The 22136-nt window shown below is 31.9% G+C and carries 19 protein-coding genes; 1 reads left to right on the forward strand and 18 read right to left on the reverse strand.

Annotated elements, in window-relative coordinates; all coding sequences use genetic code 11:
• Positions 1-2: 2 nt before the first annotated feature.
• From gatC to BLV79_RS07430, 4 genes are all read right to left on the reverse strand, one after another.
• Entirely contained in the window at positions 3-302 is a 300-nt protein-coding gene (gene gatC / locus BLV79_RS07415; RefSeq protein WP_074717636.1) for an Asp-tRNA(Asn)/Glu-tRNA(Gln) amidotransferase subunit GatC, read from the reverse strand.
• Between the two features lie 95 nt (positions 303-397).
• Positions 398-1735 carry an aspartate--tRNA(Asn) ligase gene (aspS, locus tag BLV79_RS07420; protein ID WP_074717638.1) on the reverse strand — a complete coding sequence of 446 codons (1338 nt, stop codon included), beginning with the start codon at positions 1733-1735 and terminating at the stop codon, positions 398-400.
• Positions 1736-2510: 775 nt separating this feature from the next.
• Positions 2511-3581 (reverse strand): LacI family DNA-binding transcriptional regulator, encoded by a 1071-nt coding sequence (locus tag BLV79_RS07425; RefSeq protein ID WP_074717639.1) that lies wholly within the window; start codon positions 3579-3581, stop codon positions 2511-2513.
• A gap of 136 nt (positions 3582-3717) precedes the next feature.
• On the reverse strand, positions 3718-4146 hold the full coding sequence (locus tag BLV79_RS07430; protein WP_083354501.1) for a hypothetical protein: 429 nt from the start codon (positions 4144-4146) through the stop codon (positions 3718-3720).
• Positions 4147-4366: 220 nt separating this feature from the next.
• Here BLV79_RS07430 and asnA point away from each other — a divergent pair, with 220 nt between their 5' ends.
• Positions 4367-5377 (forward strand): aspartate--ammonia ligase, encoded by a 1011-nt coding sequence (gene asnA, locus BLV79_RS07435; protein ID WP_074717640.1) that lies wholly within the window; start codon positions 4367-4369, stop codon positions 5375-5377.
• Between the two features lie 238 nt (positions 5378-5615).
• On the opposite strand, the gene BLV79_RS07440 is transcribed toward asnA, so the two are convergent.
• The 14 genes from BLV79_RS07440 to BLV79_RS07505 all read right to left on the reverse strand — a co-directional run bounded on the left by BLV79_RS07440 (position 5616) and on the right by BLV79_RS07505 (position 22007).
• Positions 5616-7538 (reverse strand): NAD(+) synthase, encoded by a 1923-nt coding sequence (locus BLV79_RS07440; protein ID WP_074717644.1) that lies wholly within the window; start codon positions 7536-7538, stop codon positions 5616-5618.
• Complete coding sequence (gene hslO / locus BLV79_RS07445; RefSeq protein WP_074717646.1) at positions 7535-8407, reverse strand: Hsp33 family molecular chaperone HslO; 873 nt, start codon at positions 8405-8407, stop codon at positions 7535-7537. Before hslO ends, BLV79_RS07440 begins: the two co-directional genes overlap by 4 nt.
• Before the next feature lie 32 nt (positions 8408-8439).
• Positions 8440-9180 carry a class I SAM-dependent DNA methyltransferase gene (locus tag BLV79_RS07450; protein WP_074717649.1) on the reverse strand — a complete coding sequence of 247 codons (741 nt, stop codon included), beginning with the start codon at positions 9178-9180 and terminating at the stop codon, positions 8440-8442.
• Between the two features lie 216 nt (positions 9181-9396).
• A complete protein-coding gene (locus BLV79_RS07455) occupies positions 9397-10356 on the reverse strand; it encodes an MraY family glycosyltransferase (protein WP_074717652.1) in 960 nt (319 codons plus the stop codon).
• 67 nt (positions 10357-10423) lie between these two features.
• Positions 10424-11566, reverse strand: coding sequence for a flagellin lysine-N-methylase (gene fliB / locus BLV79_RS07460; RefSeq protein WP_074717655.1), 1143 nt, complete (start codon positions 11564-11566; stop codon positions 10424-10426).
• Between the two features lie 85 nt (positions 11567-11651).
• Positions 11652-11927: a hypothetical protein gene (locus BLV79_RS07465; RefSeq protein WP_074717658.1), complete on the reverse strand. Its 276-nt coding sequence runs from the start codon at positions 11925-11927 to the stop codon at positions 11652-11654.
• Positions 11928-12012: 85 nt separating this feature from the next.
• Positions 12013-12534: an anaerobic ribonucleoside-triphosphate reductase activating protein gene (gene nrdG / locus BLV79_RS07470; RefSeq protein ID WP_074717662.1), complete on the reverse strand. Its 522-nt coding sequence runs from the start codon at positions 12532-12534 to the stop codon at positions 12013-12015.
• Positions 12535-12537: 3 nt separating this feature from the next.
• A complete protein-coding gene (gene pyk, locus BLV79_RS07475) occupies positions 12538-13968 on the reverse strand; it encodes a pyruvate kinase (RefSeq protein ID WP_074717665.1) in 1431 nt (476 codons plus the stop codon).
• 125 nt (positions 13969-14093) lie between these two features.
• A complete protein-coding gene (arcC, locus tag BLV79_RS07480; RefSeq protein WP_074717668.1) occupies positions 14094-15026 on the reverse strand; it encodes a carbamate kinase in 933 nt (310 codons plus the stop codon).
• A gap of 267 nt (positions 15027-15293) precedes the next feature.
• Entirely contained in the window at positions 15294-15767 is a 474-nt protein-coding gene (locus BLV79_RS07485) for a GtrA family protein (RefSeq protein WP_074717671.1), read from the reverse strand.
• 197 nt (positions 15768-15964) lie between these two features.
• On the reverse strand, positions 15965-17662 hold the full coding sequence (locus BLV79_RS12760) for a S1C family serine protease (protein WP_074717674.1): 1698 nt from the start codon (positions 17660-17662) through the stop codon (positions 15965-15967).
• Between the two features lie 194 nt (positions 17663-17856).
• Positions 17857-19062: a UTP--glucose-1-phosphate uridylyltransferase gene (locus BLV79_RS07495; RefSeq protein ID WP_074717757.1), complete on the reverse strand. Its 1206-nt coding sequence runs from the start codon at positions 19060-19062 to the stop codon at positions 17857-17859.
• A gap of 4 nt (positions 19063-19066) precedes the next feature.
• Positions 19067-20224, reverse strand: coding sequence for an LCP family protein (locus BLV79_RS07500; RefSeq protein ID WP_074717677.1), 1158 nt, complete (start codon positions 20222-20224; stop codon positions 19067-19069).
• Between the two features lie 58 nt (positions 20225-20282).
• The gene (locus tag BLV79_RS07505; protein ID WP_074717680.1) at positions 20283-22007 is read right to left on the reverse strand and encodes a phospho-sugar mutase; all 1725 of its coding nucleotides are present in this window, start codon (positions 22005-22007) and stop codon (positions 20283-20285) included.
• Positions 22008-22136 lie beyond the last annotated feature (129 nt).

Below are 22136 nucleotides of genomic sequence, written 5' to 3' on the forward strand. Positions count from 1 at the left end.
AATTATCCTTCAATTGTTTTTGGAACTTTAAATCCATCATCTTTCTTTTCTGGTGCATTTAAAAGTGTTGCTTCTTTTCCGTCTGAATTAGTTACTTCATCTTCTCTAAATACATTCTCTATTGGAAAAATATGAGTCATTGGTTCAATATCTGAAGTATCTAATTCATTCAATTTATCAACATACTCAAGCATTTCTTCCATATCTTTTTTTGCTTTTTCTTTTTGTTCATCATTTAAATCAAGTTTCGCTAAAATTCCAACATATTCTATAACTTCATCTGTAATTTTATGTGCACTCATCTCTGCCTCCTAAAATTTTTATACCAACAATTAATCACACTTTTTATGCAAAATCGCTGATTTTATCGAATTATATTTATTTATTTCAAATTATGCTATGGTACTAATCTGCTCTGATCTCTTGGAAATAGTGTTGCTTGTCTAATATTTTCTAAACCTATAAGTTCCATTGTAAGTCTTTCTAGACCTATTCCAAGTCCGCCATGTGGTGGCATTCCGTATGCAAAAACAGATAAATAATCTTCCATTCCTTCTTCTTCCATGTTTCTTGTTTCCATTTTTTTAATTAATTCATCATATTTATGAATTCTTTGTCCACCAGTTGTGATTTCTAATCCTTTATACAAAAGATCAAAACTTAATGTATATGTTGGATCTGCTGGGTCATCCATAGCATAAAATGGTCTCTTCTTTGATGGATAGTGTGTTACAAAAACAAAGTCGCTTCCTGTTTCTTCTTTTATATATTTTCCAATCAATGCTTCTTCTTCCGGCTCTAAATCATATGGATTTTTTATTTTTCTGTCATATTTTTCCGATACTTTTCTTTTTATTTCATCAAATCTTACTCTAGGAATTTCTGTTATTTCTGGTAATTCAACAGCTAACATTTTTAATTCCTTTGCGTAATCTCTTTTTAAAAGTTCAAATGTATATTTTAAAAATCCCGTTTCAACATCCATGATATCATCCATACTATCGATATAGCCCATTTCTAAATCAAGGGATGTATATTCATTTAAATGTCTTTTGGTATTATGTTTTTCTGCTCTAAATACTGGTGCAGTTTCAAATACTCTATCAAAAACTCCAACCATCATCTGTTTATAAAACTGTGGTGACTGCTGCAAAATAGCTGGTCTGTGGAAATATTCTAGCTTAAATAAGTTTGCTCCACCTTCCGCACTTTTTGCTCCTAGCTTTGGTGTATGAATTTCTGTGAATCCTTCTTGATAAAGATAATCTCTGAAACCACGAGTAATTCCTTCTTGAATTTTAAAAACTGCTCTTTCTCTCACATTTCTAAGAGCAACTGCTCTATAATCTAATTTTGCTTCTAATGAAGTATTCAACTTCCATTTGGAAATTTGTAATGGCATAGATTTTGTAGGTGTTGAATATATTTCAACCTCTTCTACCAAGATTTCAAATCCATGTGGTGCTCTTTGTTCACTTCTTATTGTTCCTGTAATTTTAACTGTTTGGGCTTCCTTTAATTTTGCAAAATCAGTTACTTTTGATTTTTCATAAATACACTGGAATAAACCTTCTCTTCTTCTAAGAACAACAAATACAATATCACCCATGTCTCTAATTGTGTGAATTGCTCCTTTTAGACTTATTCTTTCATCTTCTCTAATTGTTCCCTGCATTAATTCTTCTAATAATGCATCTGTTGATTTTTTTTCCTCTCTTTTTGTAACAAACTCCATGTTGTACACTCTCCTTTTCTACTACTTGTGTAGTTGTAATCGGTGCGGGACGGAAACAAAAATCTCTGTATTTATAAAATAGTTTATTATATATGCCGAATATCAATATTATTTCTTCAAAAATATAACATTAGTATCATTTATTATCTTTTTATTGTATTTAAATATTATATTTTGTAATAAAAAAGCCCTCCTAGCATCAAAATGCTAGAAGGGCGAGAAATCACTGTTCCCGCGGTACCACCCGCTTTGAAAAATAAAAATTATCTTTCCACTCAAAGTATGTAACGTATACTAATCGTACAAGCCTACTTAATATAATCTAACTCATATATCCTTTTCAACTCATCAGCTCCGGTAGTGTTCCCACAAACTTCTCTTTCAAACAACGCTCTCAGTCGGTGACGTTGTATTCCTGTCGACGTCTAAAGTTTGGAGTCTCCTTCAACGCTTTTTTCACTCTTTATGTAATTTTATATCATACATTATTTTCTTTTGTCAATACTTTTCTTTAAAAAAAAATTATTTTTTTTATTAAGTTTTATTTTTTATGTCCGATATAATGTTTAGAAACAAGGTTGATAATGATTTTAAGTGTAACAGGATTGGTGATTTTAAAGCTAGTTTCTGTTGAGGATTTTGTGATAATCGTTATTCATACGTTTGTTTCATAAGATTGCTAATTTTCCTTATTTTGAAAGTTTTCCTTAATACCTTTCTCCTAAAACCCTTTCGAAAAAAGAGTCCTTTGACCCAGGACTCTTTTTTCATTCTTTTATTCATTAAGGTTGAGAACTGTCTGTCTTTTTATGACTTTTATAGGTAACTGTACATTGATATAATCATTTTTTTTGTTATATTCTCCGTTTATAATTTGCATTATATTTTCTACACTTTTTTTCCCTTTTTCAATTATGTCCTGACGAACAGTTGTAAGGCCTGGTCTTATTTTTCGACTTATAATTGAATCATCAAATCCAACAACCGAAATGTCCTCTGGCACTTTTATTCCATTGTCAAAGAAAACATTCATTGCCTCAACCGCAAGTAAATCTGAAGCAAAAAAAATAGCACTACAATTATTAAAACGATTATTCACAAGCTCAACCAACTGGTTTTCTCTTGTTTCAATATCCAAATCGAGTTTTAAAAATTTTGTACTACTGTCTTCTAATCCTTTATCTAGACCATTTTCTGATAAAGCTCTTTCATATCCACGTTTCCTTGCTTCATCAATATTTAGAATTCCATTTTCATCATCTTGTGGTTCTAATTCAGCAAACATAATATTTTTATGTCCATTCTCAATTAAATATTTTGTTATCTCATAACCACCCTTTTCATCTTCTAATCCTATGTTGATATAATTCCTATCTTGTTTTTTAAAGCACGTATCAATTGTAACGATTGGTATATCTAGTCTTGAATGCAATAAATAGTATAATTTTCTTTTTGCTCCTAGTAAAATTATTCCTTCAACGTTCCACGCTAAAGCCATATTTAAACATTTTTCAATATCACTACTTGCATACAGCATAACAAAATAATTATACTTTGTTATCTCTTTTTCAATTGCTCCAACTATAGCGCCACAAAACGGATCCATTTCCGAACTTTGGCAAACATTGCGAAATCTATCATACGCAACTATTATTGCTATAATTCTAGAGCCGGATTTATTTATTATCCTCCCTCCCATATTTGATACATAATTCATATCCTTTAGTATTTTATTTACCTTTTCATATGTATCTGCTGAAACGCGATTCTTCCTCCCATGTAAAACATTTGCTACTGTCGTTGAGCTAACACCGGCTATTTCTGCCACTTCCTTTAATGTAATCATACTGTCCTTCATCCTTCCTACCTTTTAGTCTGATGCGCCCTTATTAATTATTCCCCATGATTGCTAATACTTTTTTCATTTAATCATTTTAATTTAATGTTTTCCCAAAACTTTATTGCAGTATTTATAATGTTTTTTATTTTTTTATAAGTCTAATTAATTTAATTATTTTTATTTCGTAATAGATTATCTCTCCCACAATCAAAACTACGACCACGAAACTGTACCATTGACCAAGCGTATGTTCAAGCAAATCACACACCTCTGGTACAACTAAACTTGCGACAAATATCAATTTGGCATATCTAATCATTTTAATTGAATATCGTCTTATATTTCCTATACATATTTCCTGCGGAATTGCATTAACTTTCTCCGGATAACAAGATAACATGCTAAGTCCGATATAAACCAACACCACAATCAACACATTTATTATGAGGCTAAATATTGATAAACTATGAAGTACGCTATATATCACTTGCAGACTCACCGAAACCATTAGCAAAATTCCACAAACAATCTCAACAAAAATATCAAATTTAGTCATATCTCTTTTATTCATTGTTCTTCCTCATCCTTATATTGTTTTCTTAATCATATACTAATAATATCATAAATTTTTAAAAAAGTATGTATTTTTTATATTTTTAATTGCATTTTTATTCTTATATTTTTATAATAAAAACGTACGGATTTATCTTAAAGATTTATTCGCATGAAGGTTTATTAAATAATTTGCCGATATCAACAATAAACTTGAATAAATAGAAAAAGGAGCTACTATGAAAAATTTAATTTTACCAGAAGATTACAAATCAGAATTAGATTTGCACGATACTCAATTAGCAATTAAAACTGTAAAAGATTTCTTTCAAGGAATGCTTGCACAACGACTTAACCTAACTCGTGTTTCTGCACCTCTATTCGTAGACAAAGCTTCTGGATTAAATGATAACCTTAATGGTTATGAAAGACCAGTTGCGTTTGATATTAAAGCTGAAGGTGATCGCGAGATTGAAGTTGTTCATTCTCTTGCAAAATGGAAACGTTTTGCCCTTAAAAAATATGGCTTTTCTCATGGTGAAGGAATCTACACAGATATGAATGCTATTCGTCGCGACGAAGATCTTGATAACATTCACTCTGTTTTTGTTGACCAATGGGATTGGGAAAAAATCATTTCAAAGGAAGAACGTAACATTGACTTTTTAAAAGAAACTGTCAGAACTGTATATAAATGTCTTAGAAAAACAGAACAATTTATGGCAATTCAATATGATTATATTGATATGATTTTACCAAAAGATATTTATTTTATTACAACTTCTGAATTAGCAGAGTTATTCCCTGACAATACACCAAAAGAAAGAGAATACTATATTGCAAAAGCTAAAGGTGCTGTTTGTATTATGCAAATTGGCGACAAACTTGAAAATGGTGAACCACATGATGGAAGAGCACCTGACTATGATGATTGGTCTCTAAATGCAGATATCGTAGTTTACTACCCAGTTACAGATATTGCTCTTGAGCTTTCTTCAATGGGTATTCGTGTCGATAAAGATTCTCTTCTTTCACAGCTTGAAAAAGCAGATTGTATGGAAAGAGCTTCTTTACCATTCCACAAGGCTATTATCGATGGTGAACTACCTCTTACAATTGGTGGCGGTATTGGTCAATCTCGTATTTGTATGTTCTTCTTAAGAAAAGCACACATCGGCGAGGTTCAAAGTTCAATTTGGCCTGAAGAAATGCTAAAAGAATGTGAAAAAGCAGGAATTCAGATTTTATAATAACTGATTATAATATAGCTATTGATTACATTTATGGTTAATTATCAAATTAACATCATAATTTAAATCATACAGCAAAAAAGAGTTATGATTGTAAGATTTTTAAAAATCTTATTTCATAGCTCTTTTTATTAACATTAATTTCTTAGTGTTTACTCTATAAATTTTTATAATTATTTTTTAGTTCTTTATTAAAAGTATTTATTTTTGTTCGAACAACATATAATTGAATTAAATATTATTTGTATACTTCTTCAATTTCTTCAACTTCATCTAACCAAATTCTAGCGCATGCATCTGATGGCATTCTTAAATCTCCTCTTGGTGATACTGCTACAGTACCAACCTTTGGTCCATCTGGTAAACATGAACGTTTAAACTGTTGTGCAAAAAATCTTCTATAGAATGATTTTAACCATTTTAAAACTACAGCTCTATCATATTTGTCCGCAAATGCTTTAAGAGCAAGTCGATAAACTTTCTTTGGACTAAATCCAAATCTTAAAATATAATACATAAAGAAATCGTGTAATTCGTATGGTCCCACTAAATCTTCTGTTTTTTGAGATATTACACCATCTTCTGGTGGTAATAATTCTGGTGAAACTGGTGTGTCTAATACATCCAATAAAACTTCACTTAAAATCTCATCATTGCATGTGTCTGCATAATATTTTACCAAATATCTAACTAATGTCTTAGGAATAGAGACATTAACTGCATACATTGACATGTGATCACCATTATAAGTAGCCCATCCCAATGCTAACTCTGACAAATCTCCTGTACCGATAACAAGTCCAGCATATTTATTTGCCATATCCATAAGTATCTGTGTTCTTTCTCGTGCTTGAGAATTCTCGTAAGTTACGTCATGAATACTTGAATCATGCTCTATATCTCTAAAGTGAATATTTACAGCATCAACAATGCTTACTTCCTTAAATGTTGCCCCTATTTTATTAATTAGGTTAACAGCATTGTCATATGTTCTATCTGTTGTTCCAAATCCTGGCATTGTTACCGCAATTATATTTTCTCTTGGTAAACCAACTAAATCAAATGCTTTAGCCGCAACGATTAATGCCAAAGTTGAATCTAATCCACCAGATATTCCAATAACAACACTCTTACATGATGTATGCTCTAAACGTTTCTTTAAGCCCATCGCTTGAATATGTAAGATTTCTTCACATCTATTATCTCTATCTTCAATATTACTTGGTACAAATGGAGTCTGAGGAATGTATCGTGTTAATACAGTTCTTTCTCTTGTAACGTGAAATCTGACTACTTCATGTGTATTTTTCACTTCAAAAGTTGTCATTCTTCTACGTTCTTCTTCAATTTTTTCAAAATCAATTTCTGAGTAAATAGTCTCGTTCTCAAACCTTTTGGCTTCTTTTAAAACGCTACCATTTTCTGCAATGATATTATGTGCTGAATATACTACGTCACTAGTTGATTCTCCATCACCAGCTGAACAATATATATATCCACAAATCAATCTAGCTGATTGCCCTGCTACGAGTTGTTTTCTATAAATATTTTTTCCTGTAACTTCATCTGATGCAGATAGATTTACAATTAAAGTTGCCCCAGATAATGCATGTGAAATACTTGGAGGGTTTGGTGTCCATAAATCTTCACAAATTTCAGCTGCAATTTTAAGCTTAGGCATTTCTATACTCTGTAAAATTATATCTGTCGAAAAAGGAATCTCCTCGCCTGAAATTGAAATATATTTATCTTTTATTCCTTTTCCACTTGCAAAATATCTGCCTTCATAGAATTCATTATAAGTTGGCAAATATACTTTTGGAATTAATGCTAATATATCTCCTCTAGACACAGCCGCTGCAACATTATATAGTTTACCATTTAATTCTAAAGGTAAACCCACAAAAAATAGTGCATCTAATGTTTCACTTTCCATAGCAATTCTTCTTAACTCATCTTTGGCAGTTTCTAATAACTGTTCCTGCAAAAACAAATCTCCACATGTATAGCCTGTAATACATAATTCTGGAAAAACTACCACTTTTGCCCCATTTGAAACAGTTTCCTTCATTAAATCCCTTATTAATTGTCCATTATATTTTACGTCAGCGACTTTAACTTTAGGAGTTACCGCCGCTACCTTAACAAATCCATTTCTCACGATTTTCTAATCTCCTTTAAATCATCAATGCTAAATTTATATGCTGAGTTACAAAACTGACATTTAACTTCAATTTCTTCACCATCATTGATGATGCTATCTAAATCCTTTTTACTTAATGTTGAAATTGCTCTAGCAATTTTTTCTTTTGAACAGTCACACTTAAAGCCTGTCTCAATTGTATCTGTTATTTCTACTCCAAAATCACCTAAAATCTCTTCAAGGATTTCTTCTGGTGTCATTCCTTTTTCCATCATTTCTGTTACTGAGGCAATATTTTGGATTTTTTCTTCTAATTTATCAACTACTTCATCACTTGTAAATGGCATAAGCTGAATTATAAATCCACCTGCTTCTTTTACAGACTGATCTTTGTCAACTAAAACGCCTAAACCAACTGCTGAAGGCACTTGTTCTGATGTTGCAAAATAATATGTTAAGTCTTCTGCTATTTCACCTGTTTGTAATTGACATTGACCTACGTATGGTTCTTTTAATCCCATATCTTTTATAACACTTAAAACACCTAAATCAAGAGCACCACCTACATCTAGTTTTCCTAGTTTATTTGGTGGTAAATCTACATTTGGATTCATAACAAATCCTTTTACTTCACACTTTGAATTTGCAGTTACAGTTAAGCCCTTAATTGGTCCAGCACATTGAATCTGTAAAGTCAAAATATCTTTTTCGCCTTTTAACATACTACCCATCATAGCTCCACCAGTCAATAAACGGCCTAAAGCTGCTGTTGCTACAGGTGATGTTTTATGTGCAATTCTTGCATCTTCAACCATCTGTGTTGATTTAATCGCAAATGCTCGTATACTCGCATCTGCTGCTGTTGCTCTTACTATATAATCTTTCATTTATTCCTCCTAAAATGGCATTATCAAATTAATTAACACTTCTTTTGTGCAATAATAGTTACTATTTCACTGTCTTCTTTAGCTTTTTCGTCAGAATATTCGTCATTTATCTCTAAGACTGTAAATCCATTTGTTTCTAACATCTTCTGAATCAAAACTAATGAGTATGCCCTTTGATAATGCACTTCTTCATATTTTTTGTATATGTTATCATTTTGTTTAATAAACAATGCCAATTGATACTCATTAATATTATTTTCTGTATCAAAATAATTATCCCAAATAAAGCTTCCATCTTCTCTATTTTCAGCAAATGTATTATCTTGCAAGATTTCTCTATATTTGTATTCTGTATTTAAATCAAATATAAACAAACCACCATCTTCTAGCTTATCATAAACTCTCTGAAAAACATCATACAAATCCGTATCCTCTAGGACATAATTCAAGCAATTACAAGTACTGTACGCTGCTTTAAAATCACTATATAGATCCATCTCTACAATATCCTGATGAAGGTACATGATATCTGTATCATTTCGAAATGCTGCCACTTCAAGCATTTCTATAGAGCTATCCACTCCAACCATATCATAACCTTTTTTAGATAAAAAACTAGTAATTTTTCCTGTACCACAGCCTAAATCCAAAATTTTTCCATCTGTTATTCCATGTTTATGAAATTGCTTATAAATATATGTTGCCCAATCTTCATATGGAACATTATCCATAAACATATCGTATACCTGTGCAAAACTTGTATATGCTTCCATTGTTACCTCCTAGCACATAACCTTTTACTTTTTTACTACTTATGAATTAATATTCATTTTGCTAAATTTTTATAATGTTTTTCTAAATATGTTTTTCATTATAATTATAATGTTTTTTAATATATTTTATTGTATATTGAGTATCATTTTTACTAAAACTAGTAAAAAAGAAGTGGCTGTTATTGTATTTAACTGTCACTCCTTTGTATTTTAATATTACATATTGACCAAATATAATGCTGTAGCAGAAATCATAATCTGAATAATAGCCAATCTCATTACAACCTGAGTATTAGACCAACCCATTTTCTTTCTTGCATGATCATGAAGTGGTGTTGTAATATTTTTCATTATATTTATTTTAATTGTCCTGATTAATGTAACTTTTACTAAGCCTAATCCTCCATCTAAAATAAGCACAATAGCTAATAATAAATACATGAATGGACTCTGCGATTTAAGAATGGCAATAGCTATAAATACACCCATTGCTCTTGAGCCTGCATCACCCATTAAAAGCTTACTTGGTGTTGAATTAAACCATAAATATGCTAACAACGCAATTATAAATAGAACAATAACTACTTTAAAATCATCCGCTGTATCACGAATTTCATTTAAAACATAAATCGAACCTAGTGTAATAACAGTCAAAGTTGCTGAGAGTCCGTCAACTCCATCTGAACAATTAGTTACATTTATTGATGCCCAAACAAGAACTACTGTTAAAACAATAAATACGATAGGATTGAGCTTAACTGTATTATTGAATAATGCAAACGAAATTTCTGTTCCATTAAACCAAACATATACACCAGCTACTGTCAATGCAACAACCATATCAAGAACACCTTTTAATAATTCTCCCCATGGTTTCTCAGCTGCATCATCAAAATATCCTGTAAACATCTCCGCAACAATCAGCACTAGATATATCACTATCTCAACACTTAATCTTGTCACGAGTAATACTCCTATTACAAATGTAAAAACAAAGATGATACCTGCACCTCTAGGTTTACCCGCTGACTTTGCCCCATCTACTGCAAAAGCTCTACCCTGATCATGTGGTAAATAATCCATTAAAAACTTTAATGCAAAAAATGTTGCAACAAAAGTGAATATTATGCCAATCAAATTAACTAGTGATGCATTCACCAAACAATAATTTAACATAATTTCCTCCTTGTAATCTATTACATACGTTTTCCATTATATTATTATTAAAAAAAAATGTAAAGTGCTACATCAAGATATCTTCAATTTTTGTGAAATTCATCTCGTCTTCAATAATTTCTACATTTTCTTCTGAATGTTCAACTTCTTTTGAAAACATCTTAACTGTTTCAATTCTATCAACATTAGAGTAAATATCTCCATTACAATCAAAAACACACGCATCCATGTCTAAAATAATTCTTGGACAATAAATTGCCATTTTGACTTTTGATAAAATATTATTATCATATACACTATTCATAAAATATCTAAAAATAAAATATACAGATAATTTTTCAAAATCAAACTCATTATAACTGTCACTAGCCACAAATTTATCAATCATATTTTTATAAGCTTGTGCATCTGTGTATTTCTCTTTTAAAACTTTTTTAAACTCTATCCAATCTTTATTTATAGTTTCTAAACCATCAAATAGCGCATATCTATCATTAAATGCTTCAAATTCCTGTTCCGGCTTTATTATTATATCCTTTAATGAAGACACTTCTTTATCTTTTCCAAGAAATTCAATGAATTCTTCATCTTCTAACTCTATTACTCTAAAATCCTCAGCATTAAATCTTTCTTGAGTATACTTACCGTAACTTAATGCCTTAATGTTTCTTTCCACTAGGGTTAGACTATCATCTTCAAAGATTTCTATTAAATTATTTTGTAATTTTTCTAAAAATTTAATTCTATCCTTTTCAGACTCACTCTCTTCTACCTCTAAATCAACGTATTTATCTTCATAGTCAACTATACTTATTTTATCTTGTTTTGAAAACAAAATACGTCCTACTTCTTCACATGCAAGACTTAAACATTTTTGCAAAACATCACCATATTCTATTGCAAACCTAGGGTATTCTGTACAAATTTCACTTAATGATTCTTCTCCCATCTTTATACATATCTCGCATAAATTAGCAGAATTTAAAAATGGACATCTTCCTTTTTCATTTAATTTAAAAATAGGCGTACCATCTTCTGCTTCTCCTAAACAGGATTTTAATTTATCACCAAACGGACTATCCTCTACTGTCATATAATAATCCTTTGTTTCTTCATCTACATCAATTTCCCAACCTCTACAGCAACAATCTCTACAATTGCTTGCAATACAATGGAACTCATCATAATAATCTGGAACTCTTAAAATCATACTTTCACCTCAAAATGCAAATTCAAACATTCAAAATATCTAAAAAATTTAATTATATAATTTAAATTTTATATTTTAATATTTATTAATCATCATAACCACGACAATAATTATACAACATATACATAATTCCCCAAGCTGCTGAGCCTATTGGAATTGCCAATATGATTTTTAATAAATTAATTAAAATGATTAAAACATCCATGTGTCCTTTTTTTATAATTGATACCAACTCACAAACTGAACAATACATCAGCAAATATATTCCTATATAAACACCTACAATATAGGCTCCTATAAAGAATACGTATTTCAAAATAAATTTAATCTTTTTTTCTATTTTTTTAATTGAAGTATACATAATTCCTCCCACGTCATTTTTTACAAAAAAATAAATCTATAACACAGATACCTATATGTACCTGTGCAACAGATTCTAAAATGTATTACTCCATTGCAAGCACTACTTCGCCTCTATCTAACGTCTTTTTGATATCAATTATTCTTTGATTTCGTGAGCCTCTAAATTTAATAGTCAAATCCTTTTGTTCTTCTATAAATGGCCCGTCTACCAAAATATCAATCAACTTAATTAATTCATCAGTATCATCTGTATGCTTTTTCCCACCTATTTGTAAGTCATCATCAAAAACATAACCTGTATATGCCCAAACATCTTTATTAGGGTACAACTCCTTTACTTTTCTTAAAAACGGAAGAATTTCTTTTTGATTCTCTTCTTCAAAAGGATCTCCTCCTAAAAGAGTTAAACCCTTGATGTAATCTGGTTTCAATGAATCTAATAATTCTTCTTGCAAAGCATCATCGAAAGGCTTTCCATATGAAAAATCCCATGTTTCTGGTTGGAAACAACCTTTACAATGATTTCGGCAGCCGGAAACGAATAATACGCTCCGGCAGCCTAGACCATTTGCAATGTCGCAGTATTTTACTGCTGCATAATTCATATATTAGTCAACTTTCTGAACTTTAACAAGGTTAGTTGTTCCTGATACACCAAGTGGTACACCAGCTGTCATAACAACTGTATCATCTGTATTAAGCATTCCGAATGATTTTCCTTCATCAATTACGTGATTGAATAAGTTATCTAAATCTTCTTGTTCCTGAAGTAATACAGGCTGTACACCCCAGCAAAGATTTAACTGACGGTATACTCTCTTTGTAAGACATCCACCCATGATTGGTGCAAGTGGACGATATTTAGATACTTCGTATACTGTACGTCCTGATTTAGTTACTGTAAGGATAGCCTGAGCCTCTAAATCAGCTGCTAATGTACATGTAGCATGTGAAATAGCACCTGTGATATCATCTTTCTGAAGATCAGAATTTCTCTTCTTTAATCTTTCAACATAATTGATATCTTTTTCTGTACGCTCAGCAATTTTAGCCATTGTCTTAACAGCTTCTACTGGGTAATCACCGTTTGCTGTTTCACCTGAAAGCATAACAGCACCTGTTCCATCATAGATAGCGTTAGCAACGTCAGTAGCTTCTGCACGAGTTGGTCTTGGGTTTCTAATCATTGAATCAAGCATCTGTGTAGCTGTGATAACAATCTTACCTGCAGCAACAACTTTCTTAATGATCATCTTCTGGATTACTGGTACATCCTCAAGTGGAATTTCAACACCCATGTCACCACGAGCTACCATGATACCATCTGATACTTCGATGATTTCATCAATGTTTTTAACACCTTGCATATTTTCGATTTTAGAGATGATTTTAATATCTGTACCTTTTTTCTCTTCTAAGATTTTTCTGATATCTAAAACATCTTGAGCTGTACGAACGAATGAAGCTGCGATAAAGTCATATCCGTTTTCTACAGCAAATACGATATCATCATGATCTTTTGGGCTGATAAATTCCATAGATAAATCTACGTCTGGTACGTTAACACCTTTTTTATTACCAACTTTTCCACCGTTTTCTACGCGACAGTGAATTTCTTTACCATCAACGCTTTCAACTAACATATCAATTAAACCGTCATCGATTAAGATATGGTTACCAGCTTTAACGTCGCTTGGTAATTCTTTGTATGTAATTGAAACAATATCTTGTGTACCAACAACACTCTCATCTGTTGTAAGTGTGAATTTCTGTCCTTTTTCAAGAACGATTCCGCCGTTTTCGAATTCACCTAAACGAATTTCTGGTCCTTTAGTATCAAGTAAAGCTGCAACTGGTTTACCCATTTCTTCGCGAACTTTCTTTAATCTTTCTAAACGACTTTTCTGCTCATCATGTAAACCATGTGAGAAGTTAAAACGTGCTACGTTCATTCCAGCTTCGATAAGCTGACGTAATGTTTCTTCATCATTGGCTGCTGGGCCTAATGTACAAACGATTTTTGTTTTGCGATAATACATAAAATCCTCCTGAATATCTTGCCACTATTGTGGTTAATTTGTATCTATATAGACGTCACACAAATGTGTAACTCTAGCTACCATCTTTTATATCGGACTTAATTAGCCAAAGTATAACTATTCATTTACTTTTTTATTAACGTTCCCATACCACCTGTAATAGAACTTGATTCTTTATTTAGCTTAGTGATTAGAACTGATTTAATCGCTGATTCTCCGATAAAATCAACTGCTGCTTCAATCTTAGGCTTAATAGTTCCATTCTCAAACTCACCTTTTCCAAGCAACTCTCTTGCTTTTTCGACAGATAAAACATCTAGTTCTTCCTGATCTTCTTTACCATAATTGACACAAACCTTATCTACGCTTGTTAAAATAACAAGTCTATCTGCATCAAGCAGCTGCGCCAAACGACCTGCTGCTAAGTCTTTCTCAATAACAGCACTTGCGCCTTTTAATTTATGCCCCTGTGCCAGTACTGGTATTCCACCACCACCACAAGCAATAACAACCTGATCAGCATCTGACAATGCCTTGATTGCATCTATCTCAACAATATTTCCAGGTTTAGGTGCTGCCACAATTCTTCTGTAGCCACCCTCAACTTTAACAGTATGATTTCCTTTTTTTTCTTCTTCTTCAGCTTCTTGTTCATTCATTATTCTGCCAATTATCTTTGTTGGATGATAAAAAGCCTCATCATATGGATCAACTTCGACCTGCGTTAAGATTGTTGAAACTGTCTTGTAAATTCCTCTTCCAAGAAGTTCTGTACGAATTGCATTTTGTAAATCATATCCAATGTATCCCTGACTCATAGCTGAGCACACTGACATAGGTGTTTTAGTATATTCTGGATAAATTCTACAAAATTCATTCATTGCAGTATGAATCATACCAACTTGTGGACCATTACTATGCGTAATTACAACCTGATAATCATCTCTAATAAAATCTGCAACTGCCTTAGCAGTTTTTTTAATTGCCTGTTGTTGCTCTGGCAATGTTGTTCCTAACGCATCATGTCCAAGAGCAATTACTATCTTCTTTTTTTTCATATAACAAAGCCTCCTCAAACCAATAATAACTATGTTATTATTATGATTTAATTCTACTAGTTTGTCAATTAATTTACAATCGCTCCCGTACCATATAATACACTATTTTCAACAAAAAATCTATTTTTTTATCAATAATATATTATTATTTTTTTGTCATTTTTTCGTCAATATTAACTAAAAGAGATTTGTCAACCTTTATTATGTCTTTTTTTTAACAATTAAAAAGCAAAAAGTCAGACAAAAGATACCTTGTCCGCCAATTGCTTATCTATTAATCTCTGTATAGCTATTAATTTCAGTATAACCAATTTCTCTCATTGCTGAATTTATTACCTCTTTCTCTTTAGAAGAATCTAGAAAGAGTTTTCTAGAAAAGAAATTATAACCTGTAACGATTAGTGATGCATAAACTTTCGCATGTATATACGAAAATTCCAAAAATTCAACACCACCCCACATCAGTAGTAAGTTTAATCCCAAACCTACAACACTTAATGAAGAAAATATTATAATTTCTATTATCTTATGCATTTCTTCTTTCCCTTGAAATACAAATTGCATACTCAATATATAATTTATGACAACTGAAATCGTAAATGAAAATGCACAAGAGAATAAATATTCCATATTACAAAGTTCTGTAAAAACAATCATTAAAACATAATCAATTACAAAACACGATGTACCAACTGCACTGAATTTGCACATTTGTAATATTAAACCTTTTAATTGTTTCATTAGAATGCTTCTCCTTGTTGATATACTTACGTACCCTCAATTTAACAACGCTATGATTATATTCCTAATTTTTGGTTTTTTCAAGTAATTATGCTCGCTTTGGAAAAAAGATACAAAATAATGTTTTTTCCTCCACGAGCATTTATTTTATTTTATAAAAATTTTTATTGATTTTTTATTATTTTTATGCAAATATACTATTGATTTTTTGCACCTAATGTCACTTCAACTTCTGTCTCTTTGTATCCTGTTCCATCATCTCGTGCAATTTTAATCTTAACTTTATCGCCTACTTTACAATTAGATAGTTTTTGCTGTAGCTCTTGTATAGTAGATACACTAGAACCATTAACTCCAACTATAACGTCATCTTTTTGTATTCCAGCTGCTTCTGCTGCGCTTCCTGGCTGTACCTCTGTAACATAAACTCCCTTTGGAATATCCAACATAGCACTATAATCTTCTGTTACATTATTACCGTTAATTCCAAGATAACCTCTTTCAGATTCGTCTATCTTTTCTTTTGAAATAAGATCTTCAACTATTGGTTTTACATCTTCCATCGGAATAGCAAATCCTACTCCCTCAATGGCTTGACCTGCAGTTTTAGCAGAATTAATACCAATAACTTCACCTTTACTATTTAATAACGCTCCGCCACTGTTACCTGGATTAATTGCTGCATCTGTTTGAATTAAATTAGATGCTGATGCCTTATCTCCATCTTCAGATTTTCCTTGAACAGAACGACCTAAAGCTGAAACAACGCCTGTTGTAACTGACTGTCCATATCCTAGAGCATTACCTATTGCAATTGTTGGCTCACCTACACTTAATTTTTTGGAATCACCTAATTTTGCTAACTTAATCTTTTTATAGGTTGATTTTTTTATATCTGATATTTTTACTCTAACAACAGCAAGATCATTTGATTCATCCTGTCCTTGTATCTCCGCTTTAACTACAGCTTTGTCACAGAATTTAATCTTTAATGATTTTGAATCAGCAACTACATGATTATTAGTTACAATGTAAATATAAGTATCATTTTGTTTAATAATAATACCAGATCCTGCTGATGCCTGTTGTTTACTACCTCTTCTAGAATAGTACCCATAATAATCATCATCATCTTGAACTTCCTGCAAATTAGTGATTGCAACAATAGAAGGCATTACTTCATCTACAACATCTGAAACATCTTGTAAATTTTTTGCTTTACCCTTAGTGCTGGTAGTACTTAATTTAACACTATTATTTTGAGATGACGAATCAAATTTAAATCCAGTATAATCTAATCCAACAAGCACACCTGTAGTAATCAAACCAATTGTAATTGGAACGGCGATAATCGCTGCAATTTTTTTACCCTTTTTCTTTTTTGGTTTTTCACGTACTACCTGTGCCTGATTCAACTGTTGTTGCTGTGTTGGTTGTTCCTGCTTCATCTGCTGTTGATTCATTAACTGTTGCTGTGCTGGGTGTCCCTGCTTCATCTGCTGTTGCTGCATTGACTGTTGCTGTGTTGGGTGTCCTTGGTTCATCTGTTGTTGATTCATTGACTGTTGCTGTGTTGGATAACCTTGGTTCATCTGCTGTTGATTCATTGGCTGTTGCTGTGTTGGGTGTCCCTGCTTCATCTGCTGTTGCTGCATTGGCTGTTGCTGTGTTGGTTGTCCCTGCTTCATCTGCTGTTGCTGCATTGGCTGTTGCTGTGTTGGGTGTCCTTGGTTCATCTGCTGTTGATTCATTGGCTGTTGCTGCATTGGTTGACCTTGATTCATTCCACCGTTGTTTTGATACATATTTCTGTTGTTCAAATAGGGATTCACATTAGGATTTTGATTCATTCCATTTTCAAATGTATTATTAGAATTATTGTTGTTATTATCCATTGTTATGCTCCTTTCTCTTTTACACAATTTTTCTTGCTTGTATTTATATAAACCTTTTAAAATATAAAACTTTACTTTTCTCCTCTTTGATACAAAATAAGTGTATCTATCTCTTGTGTTTATTTTGTGATAAAAAATAAAAATAATAATGTTTCTTATACATTAAACACAATTGATAGACACACTATAATCATTTAGATGTTCACACCATTAATTTTCAATAATTCTCTTGCTGTATCAACTGAGTCGATACCTTTAGCATTTTTTACAGGAGCAAACTCTTTATTTCTTTCCACTTCAAAACCTAAACAATTATCCATCATATAAATCATATCAATTATTAACAATTCAAATTTATATGCATTTGGCTCCTCTGGTTTAACTAATTTTCCTTCTTCAGTCAAATATGGCACTTTTTTCTTCACAATATGTGGTAGTAAACTATTCTTTGAAATTTCTCTTAATTTTTCAACTTTAAACAAATAATTAAGCGTTACTCCAAAGCCATATAAAAGTGTTCCCTTTTCATTTCTAGCTTCTGCCATTTCAGGAGTTAATTCATAATATTCTACAATAGATGGTTTGCCATTTTCTAAACAAAGAGCCCCTACTTTTTCGTCTGGATTAGCTTTTCTAACTACTTTTGACGCACATTCACAGCCTGACTCTAATGTTGCACCAACAAAAACAGGATCTGCAATTCTCTGTAAAACGTTATCTACACCAAAAACGTTTAACCATTCGATTCCTTTAGCTTTAAGTTCTTCATCTAATCCCGCTTTAATAAGTGAATTAAACCAACCTCCATTACCGTTTGGTGACATTGCTAACGAATCTTCGCTCTCTAATAAAAGATTTCCTTCAAAATCTGTTGCTGGTGCCATATCTTGTACAAAGAATTTAACAAAGTTCTTATCATATCCAAAATAATTATGTTCTTCAAAAAACTCTCTTGTATCCTTATCATTTTTTTCACTAGTCATGATATATAATGGAATGAAACAACCTGCATCATTTGTAACATCCATCATATTATTAATCAACTGTTCAAAAATGTATAGTTCCTTTGTTTCTCCGATATTAAACATTCCTTTAGCTTTATCAAAGCCAAGTCTTGTTCCTTGTCCACCAGCCAATAAAATAGCAGCTACTTTACCTGCCTTAATTGCTTCTAAACCTTTTTCTTTAAGACTTGATTTATTAGCTTCAATTTCTGATAATTCCATAGCCTCAATAGGAGAAAATGTTCCTCTTGGCTTCACTTCCTGATTAATTAAATCAAGATATGTCCAATCCATATTTTCTAATTGAGACATCACCTTAACCGGGATATTCTCTAAATTCTTCTTTAAATATTTTTGGTTGGTCGATTTAACCTTATTAATCACTTCGTTGCTCATTGTGTTACTCTCTTTCTTTGGAACTTTTTTCATTTTTTTCAATAGTGCCAGTAGTACTATTATTACCTGCCGTGTTATTGTATTTATTTGTATCTACTATGTATTTGCTTCTTGATGTATAACCCGTTCTTGATTTAATTCTATTGCTTATAGATTCTACATTTTGAGATACTGCATATTCACCATCGTCATCTCCAAACATATACTGATGTAATTCAGCAACGTTATTCGCCAATTCAGCTGGCACAACAGTATCTTCACCATTTATATTTTGAGTACCAAGTTTAAATGGGAAACCCGTTGTCGACTCAATCTGATATTCTTTAACATGGCTAATCAAACTAATCATATCTTTTGTTGAAAGCGAAGTACTAATATCACCTTTTATGCTGTCAACCATTGTTCCCAACTTGGTAATACCTGCTGTTTTTGCTTTTTCAAGCATAGCCTGTAAAACAATCCTTTGTCTTGACGAACGCAAATAATCATCACCTTGTAATTTACGGATTCTAGCATACGATGTGGCTTGAGTACCATCTAAATGAACATTACCATAAGTGTTCAGTTTCGTAGTCTGTTTACCAGTCATCATAACAATTTCAACTGTATATTCATTTATTTTATTCATCTCTGCTCTACTAATTTCAATATCAATTCCACCTAAAGCATCGATTGCCTTAACCAAAGCACCCCAGTCAACCGTAACATAATTTTGAATATCTAAATCTAAATTAGCATTCAACATTCTGACAGCATTTTTAACACCACCAATTGCATATGCACTATTAGCCTTAGCTAATTTATTTTTTCCAACCAGCAAATATGTATCACGATATACAGAAATTAACTTAACCTTTTTGTTTTCATTGTTAATACTTGCAATCATAATTGTATCAGAATTACCGTTATCATACTGACCACTCCCACGGTTATCCAATCCAAACAAAGCTATATTTGTATATTGTCCTTTTTGGAAAAACGAATCATCTGCAACCTCTTTATTTATCGCAACATCACCTTTATCTAGTCCACCCTTTTGCACATGATTAAAGAAGTTGACGATATATAAAATTACAAGTAATATTGCCAAAGCAATGACTTCAATTGCAAAAATAACAATCTTTTTTCTTCTTTTTCTTTTTTTAACTATTTTTTTCGACATAAACCTAACCTCATCTGACAGATAACCACGGAAAAGTGGCCCGTTTTTTTATTTTGAATTACTGAAATAATTCATTAACTGCATTCTTTAATGACTCAAGTTTAGATTCTGCGTCTTCCATAGACTCTCCTTTGATACCAAAATAGAATTTAATCTTTGGCTCTGTACCTGATGGTCTTACGCAGCACCATGCATTATTTTCAAGTTCGTAATATAAAACATTAGATTTAGGTAATCCTGTGCTTCCAACTTTGCCTGTTTCCATATCTAATCTTGTGTCATCAGCATAGTCTCTGATTGCAAGCACTTTATAGTCACCAATCTGTTCAAATTTGCTTGAACGTGCTTTATCCATTAATTTTTTAAGCTCTGCAGCTCCATCAACACCCTTTAATGTAAGAGTTGAAAGACCTTCTTTATAGTAACCATATTTTTCATATAAATCAATCATAGCATCCCATAAAGTTTTACCTTCGTTTTTGCAATATGCAGCAACTTCGCATAACATTGTTACAGCTGCTGGAGCATCTTTATCTCTTGCATATGTTCCTGGTAAACAACCATAGCTTTCTTCAAGACCGAACACATAATTATTTGATCCTGTTTCTTCAAAGTTTTTAATCTGTTCACCGATATATTTAAATCCAGTTAAAACTTCAATTAATTTAACATCATATGCTTTTGCTATAGCTTTAGCCATATCTGTTGTTACAATTGATTCAATTAAAGCTGGATTTTCAGGCATAATACCTAATTTTGTTTTTTCTCTTAAAATGTACTCAGCAATTAACATTCCTGACATATTACCTGTAAAACTTACGTATTCACCAGTCTTAGTATCTTTACAATAAACCCCTAATCTGTCTGCGTCAGGATCTGTTGCTAAAACGATATCTGCATCTTTTTCTTTTGCTAATTTAAGAGCAAGTTCCCATGCCTTTGGATCTTCAGGGTTTGGATAATCAACAGTTGGAAAGTTTCCATCTGCCACAGCCTGTGTTGGTTCAATATAAACATTCTCAAAGCCTAAATCTTTTAATACTCTTTGTACTGATTCTAAACCTGTTCCGTGGAATGGTGTATATACAACTTTAATATCTTTTGCAACTTTTTTAATGATTTCTGGATGAATTGACTGTTTTCTAAGTTCAGCAAAATATGGCTCATCTATTTCATCTGAAACAGTAATATATAATCCAGCATCTTTAGCTGCCTGTAAATCCATTGTTTTTACCTGTGAAAAATCAGTTACTTTAGCAACTTCTGCCATGATATTAGTGTCATGTGGTGGTGTAATCTGTGCACCATCCTCCCAATATACTTTGTATCCATTATATTCTCTTGGGTTATGACTTGCTGTAACTACAATACCAGCTGTACATCCTAATTTACGAACTGCAAATGAAAGTTCTGGAGTTGGACGTAAGCTTGGGAATACATATGTTTTTATTCCGTTTGCTGCCAAACATAATGCTGCTTCCTGTGTAAATTCAGGCGACATAATTCTACAATCGTGTGCAATAACAACACCTTTATCCTGTGCATTCTGTGATAAAATATAATTTGCAAGACCCTGTGTAGCCTGTCTTACAGTATAAATGTTCATACGATTAGTGCCTGCCCCTATAACACCTCTCAAACCAGCTGTACCGAACTCAAGTGTACGATAAAATCTATCCTCAATCTCTGCTTTATCTCCCTCAATAGCTCTTAACTCTGCTTTAGTGTCTTCATCAAAATATGAATCTGTTAACCATCTCTGATACTCTTTAGAAAAATCCATGATGTCTGTCCTCCTATTTTCCCTATTATATTATTCATCATATAAGCCCGCGAGCATAACTCGACGTGTCTATTTTATCACAGTCAAGAGTATTTGAAAAGTTTTTACTTTTTAAAATAATAAATGTTA

Origin of the sequence: Lachnobacterium bovis DSM 14045, from assembly GCF_900107245.1 — a bacterium.
GTDB lineage: Bacteria > Bacillota > Clostridia > Lachnospirales > Lachnospiraceae > Roseburia > Roseburia bovis.

Coding starts and splice junctions, on each gene's coding strand:
- gatC (WP_074717636.1), bottom strand. CDS start 302: ATGAGTGCACATAAAATTACAGATGAAGTTATAGAATATGTTGGAATT.
- aspS (WP_074717638.1), bottom strand. CDS start 1,735: ATGGAGTTTGTTACAAAAAGAGAGGAAAAAAAATCAACAGATGCATTA.
- BLV79_RS07425 (WP_074717639.1), bottom strand. CDS start 3,581: ATGATTACATTAAAGGAAGTGGCAGAAATAGCCGGTGTTAGCTCAACG.
- BLV79_RS07430 (WP_083354501.1), bottom strand. CDS start 4,146: ATGAATAAAAGAGATATGACTAAATTTGATATTTTTGTTGAGATTGTT.
- asnA (WP_074717640.1), top strand. CDS start 4,367: ATGAAAAATTTAATTTTACCAGAAGATTACAAATCAGAATTAGATTTG.
- hslO (WP_074717646.1), bottom strand. CDS start 8,407: ATGAAAGATTATATAGTAAGAGCAACAGCAGCAGATGCGAGTATACGA.
- BLV79_RS07450 (WP_074717649.1), bottom strand. CDS start 9,180: ATGGAAGCATATACAAGTTTTGCACAGGTATACGATATGTTTATGGAT.
- BLV79_RS07455 (WP_074717652.1), bottom strand. CDS start 10,356: ATGTTAAATTATTGTTTGGTGAATGCATCACTAGTTAATTTGATTGGC.
- fliB (WP_074717655.1), bottom strand. CDS start 11,566: ATGATTTTAAGAGTTCCAGATTATTATGATGAGTTCCATTGTATTGCA.
- BLV79_RS07465 (WP_074717658.1), bottom strand. CDS start 11,927: ATGTATACTTCAATTAAAAAAATAGAAAAAAAGATTAAATTTATTTTG.
- nrdG (WP_074717662.1), bottom strand. CDS start 12,534: ATGAATTATGCAGCAGTAAAATACTGCGACATTGCAAATGGTCTAGGC.
- pyk (WP_074717665.1), bottom strand. CDS start 13,968: ATGTATTATCGCAAAACAAAAATCGTTTGTACATTAGGCCCAGCAGCC.
- arcC (WP_074717668.1), bottom strand. CDS start 15,026: ATGAAAAAAAAGAAGATAGTAATTGCTCTTGGACATGATGCGTTAGGA.
- BLV79_RS07485 (WP_074717671.1), bottom strand. CDS start 15,767: ATGAAACAATTAAAAGGTTTAATATTACAAATGTGCAAATTCAGTGCA.
- BLV79_RS12760 (WP_074717674.1), bottom strand. CDS start 17,662: ATGGATAATAACAACAATAATTCTAATAATACATTTGAAAATGGAATG.
- BLV79_RS07495 (WP_074717757.1), bottom strand. CDS start 19,062: ATGAGCAACGAAGTGATTAATAAGGTTAAATCGACCAACCAAAAATAT.
- BLV79_RS07500 (WP_074717677.1), bottom strand. CDS start 20,224: ATGTCGAAAAAAATAGTTAAAAAAAGAAAAAGAAGAAAAAAGATTGTT.
- BLV79_RS07505 (WP_074717680.1), bottom strand. CDS start 22,007: ATGGATTTTTCTAAAGAGTATCAGAGATGGTTAACAGATTCATATTTT.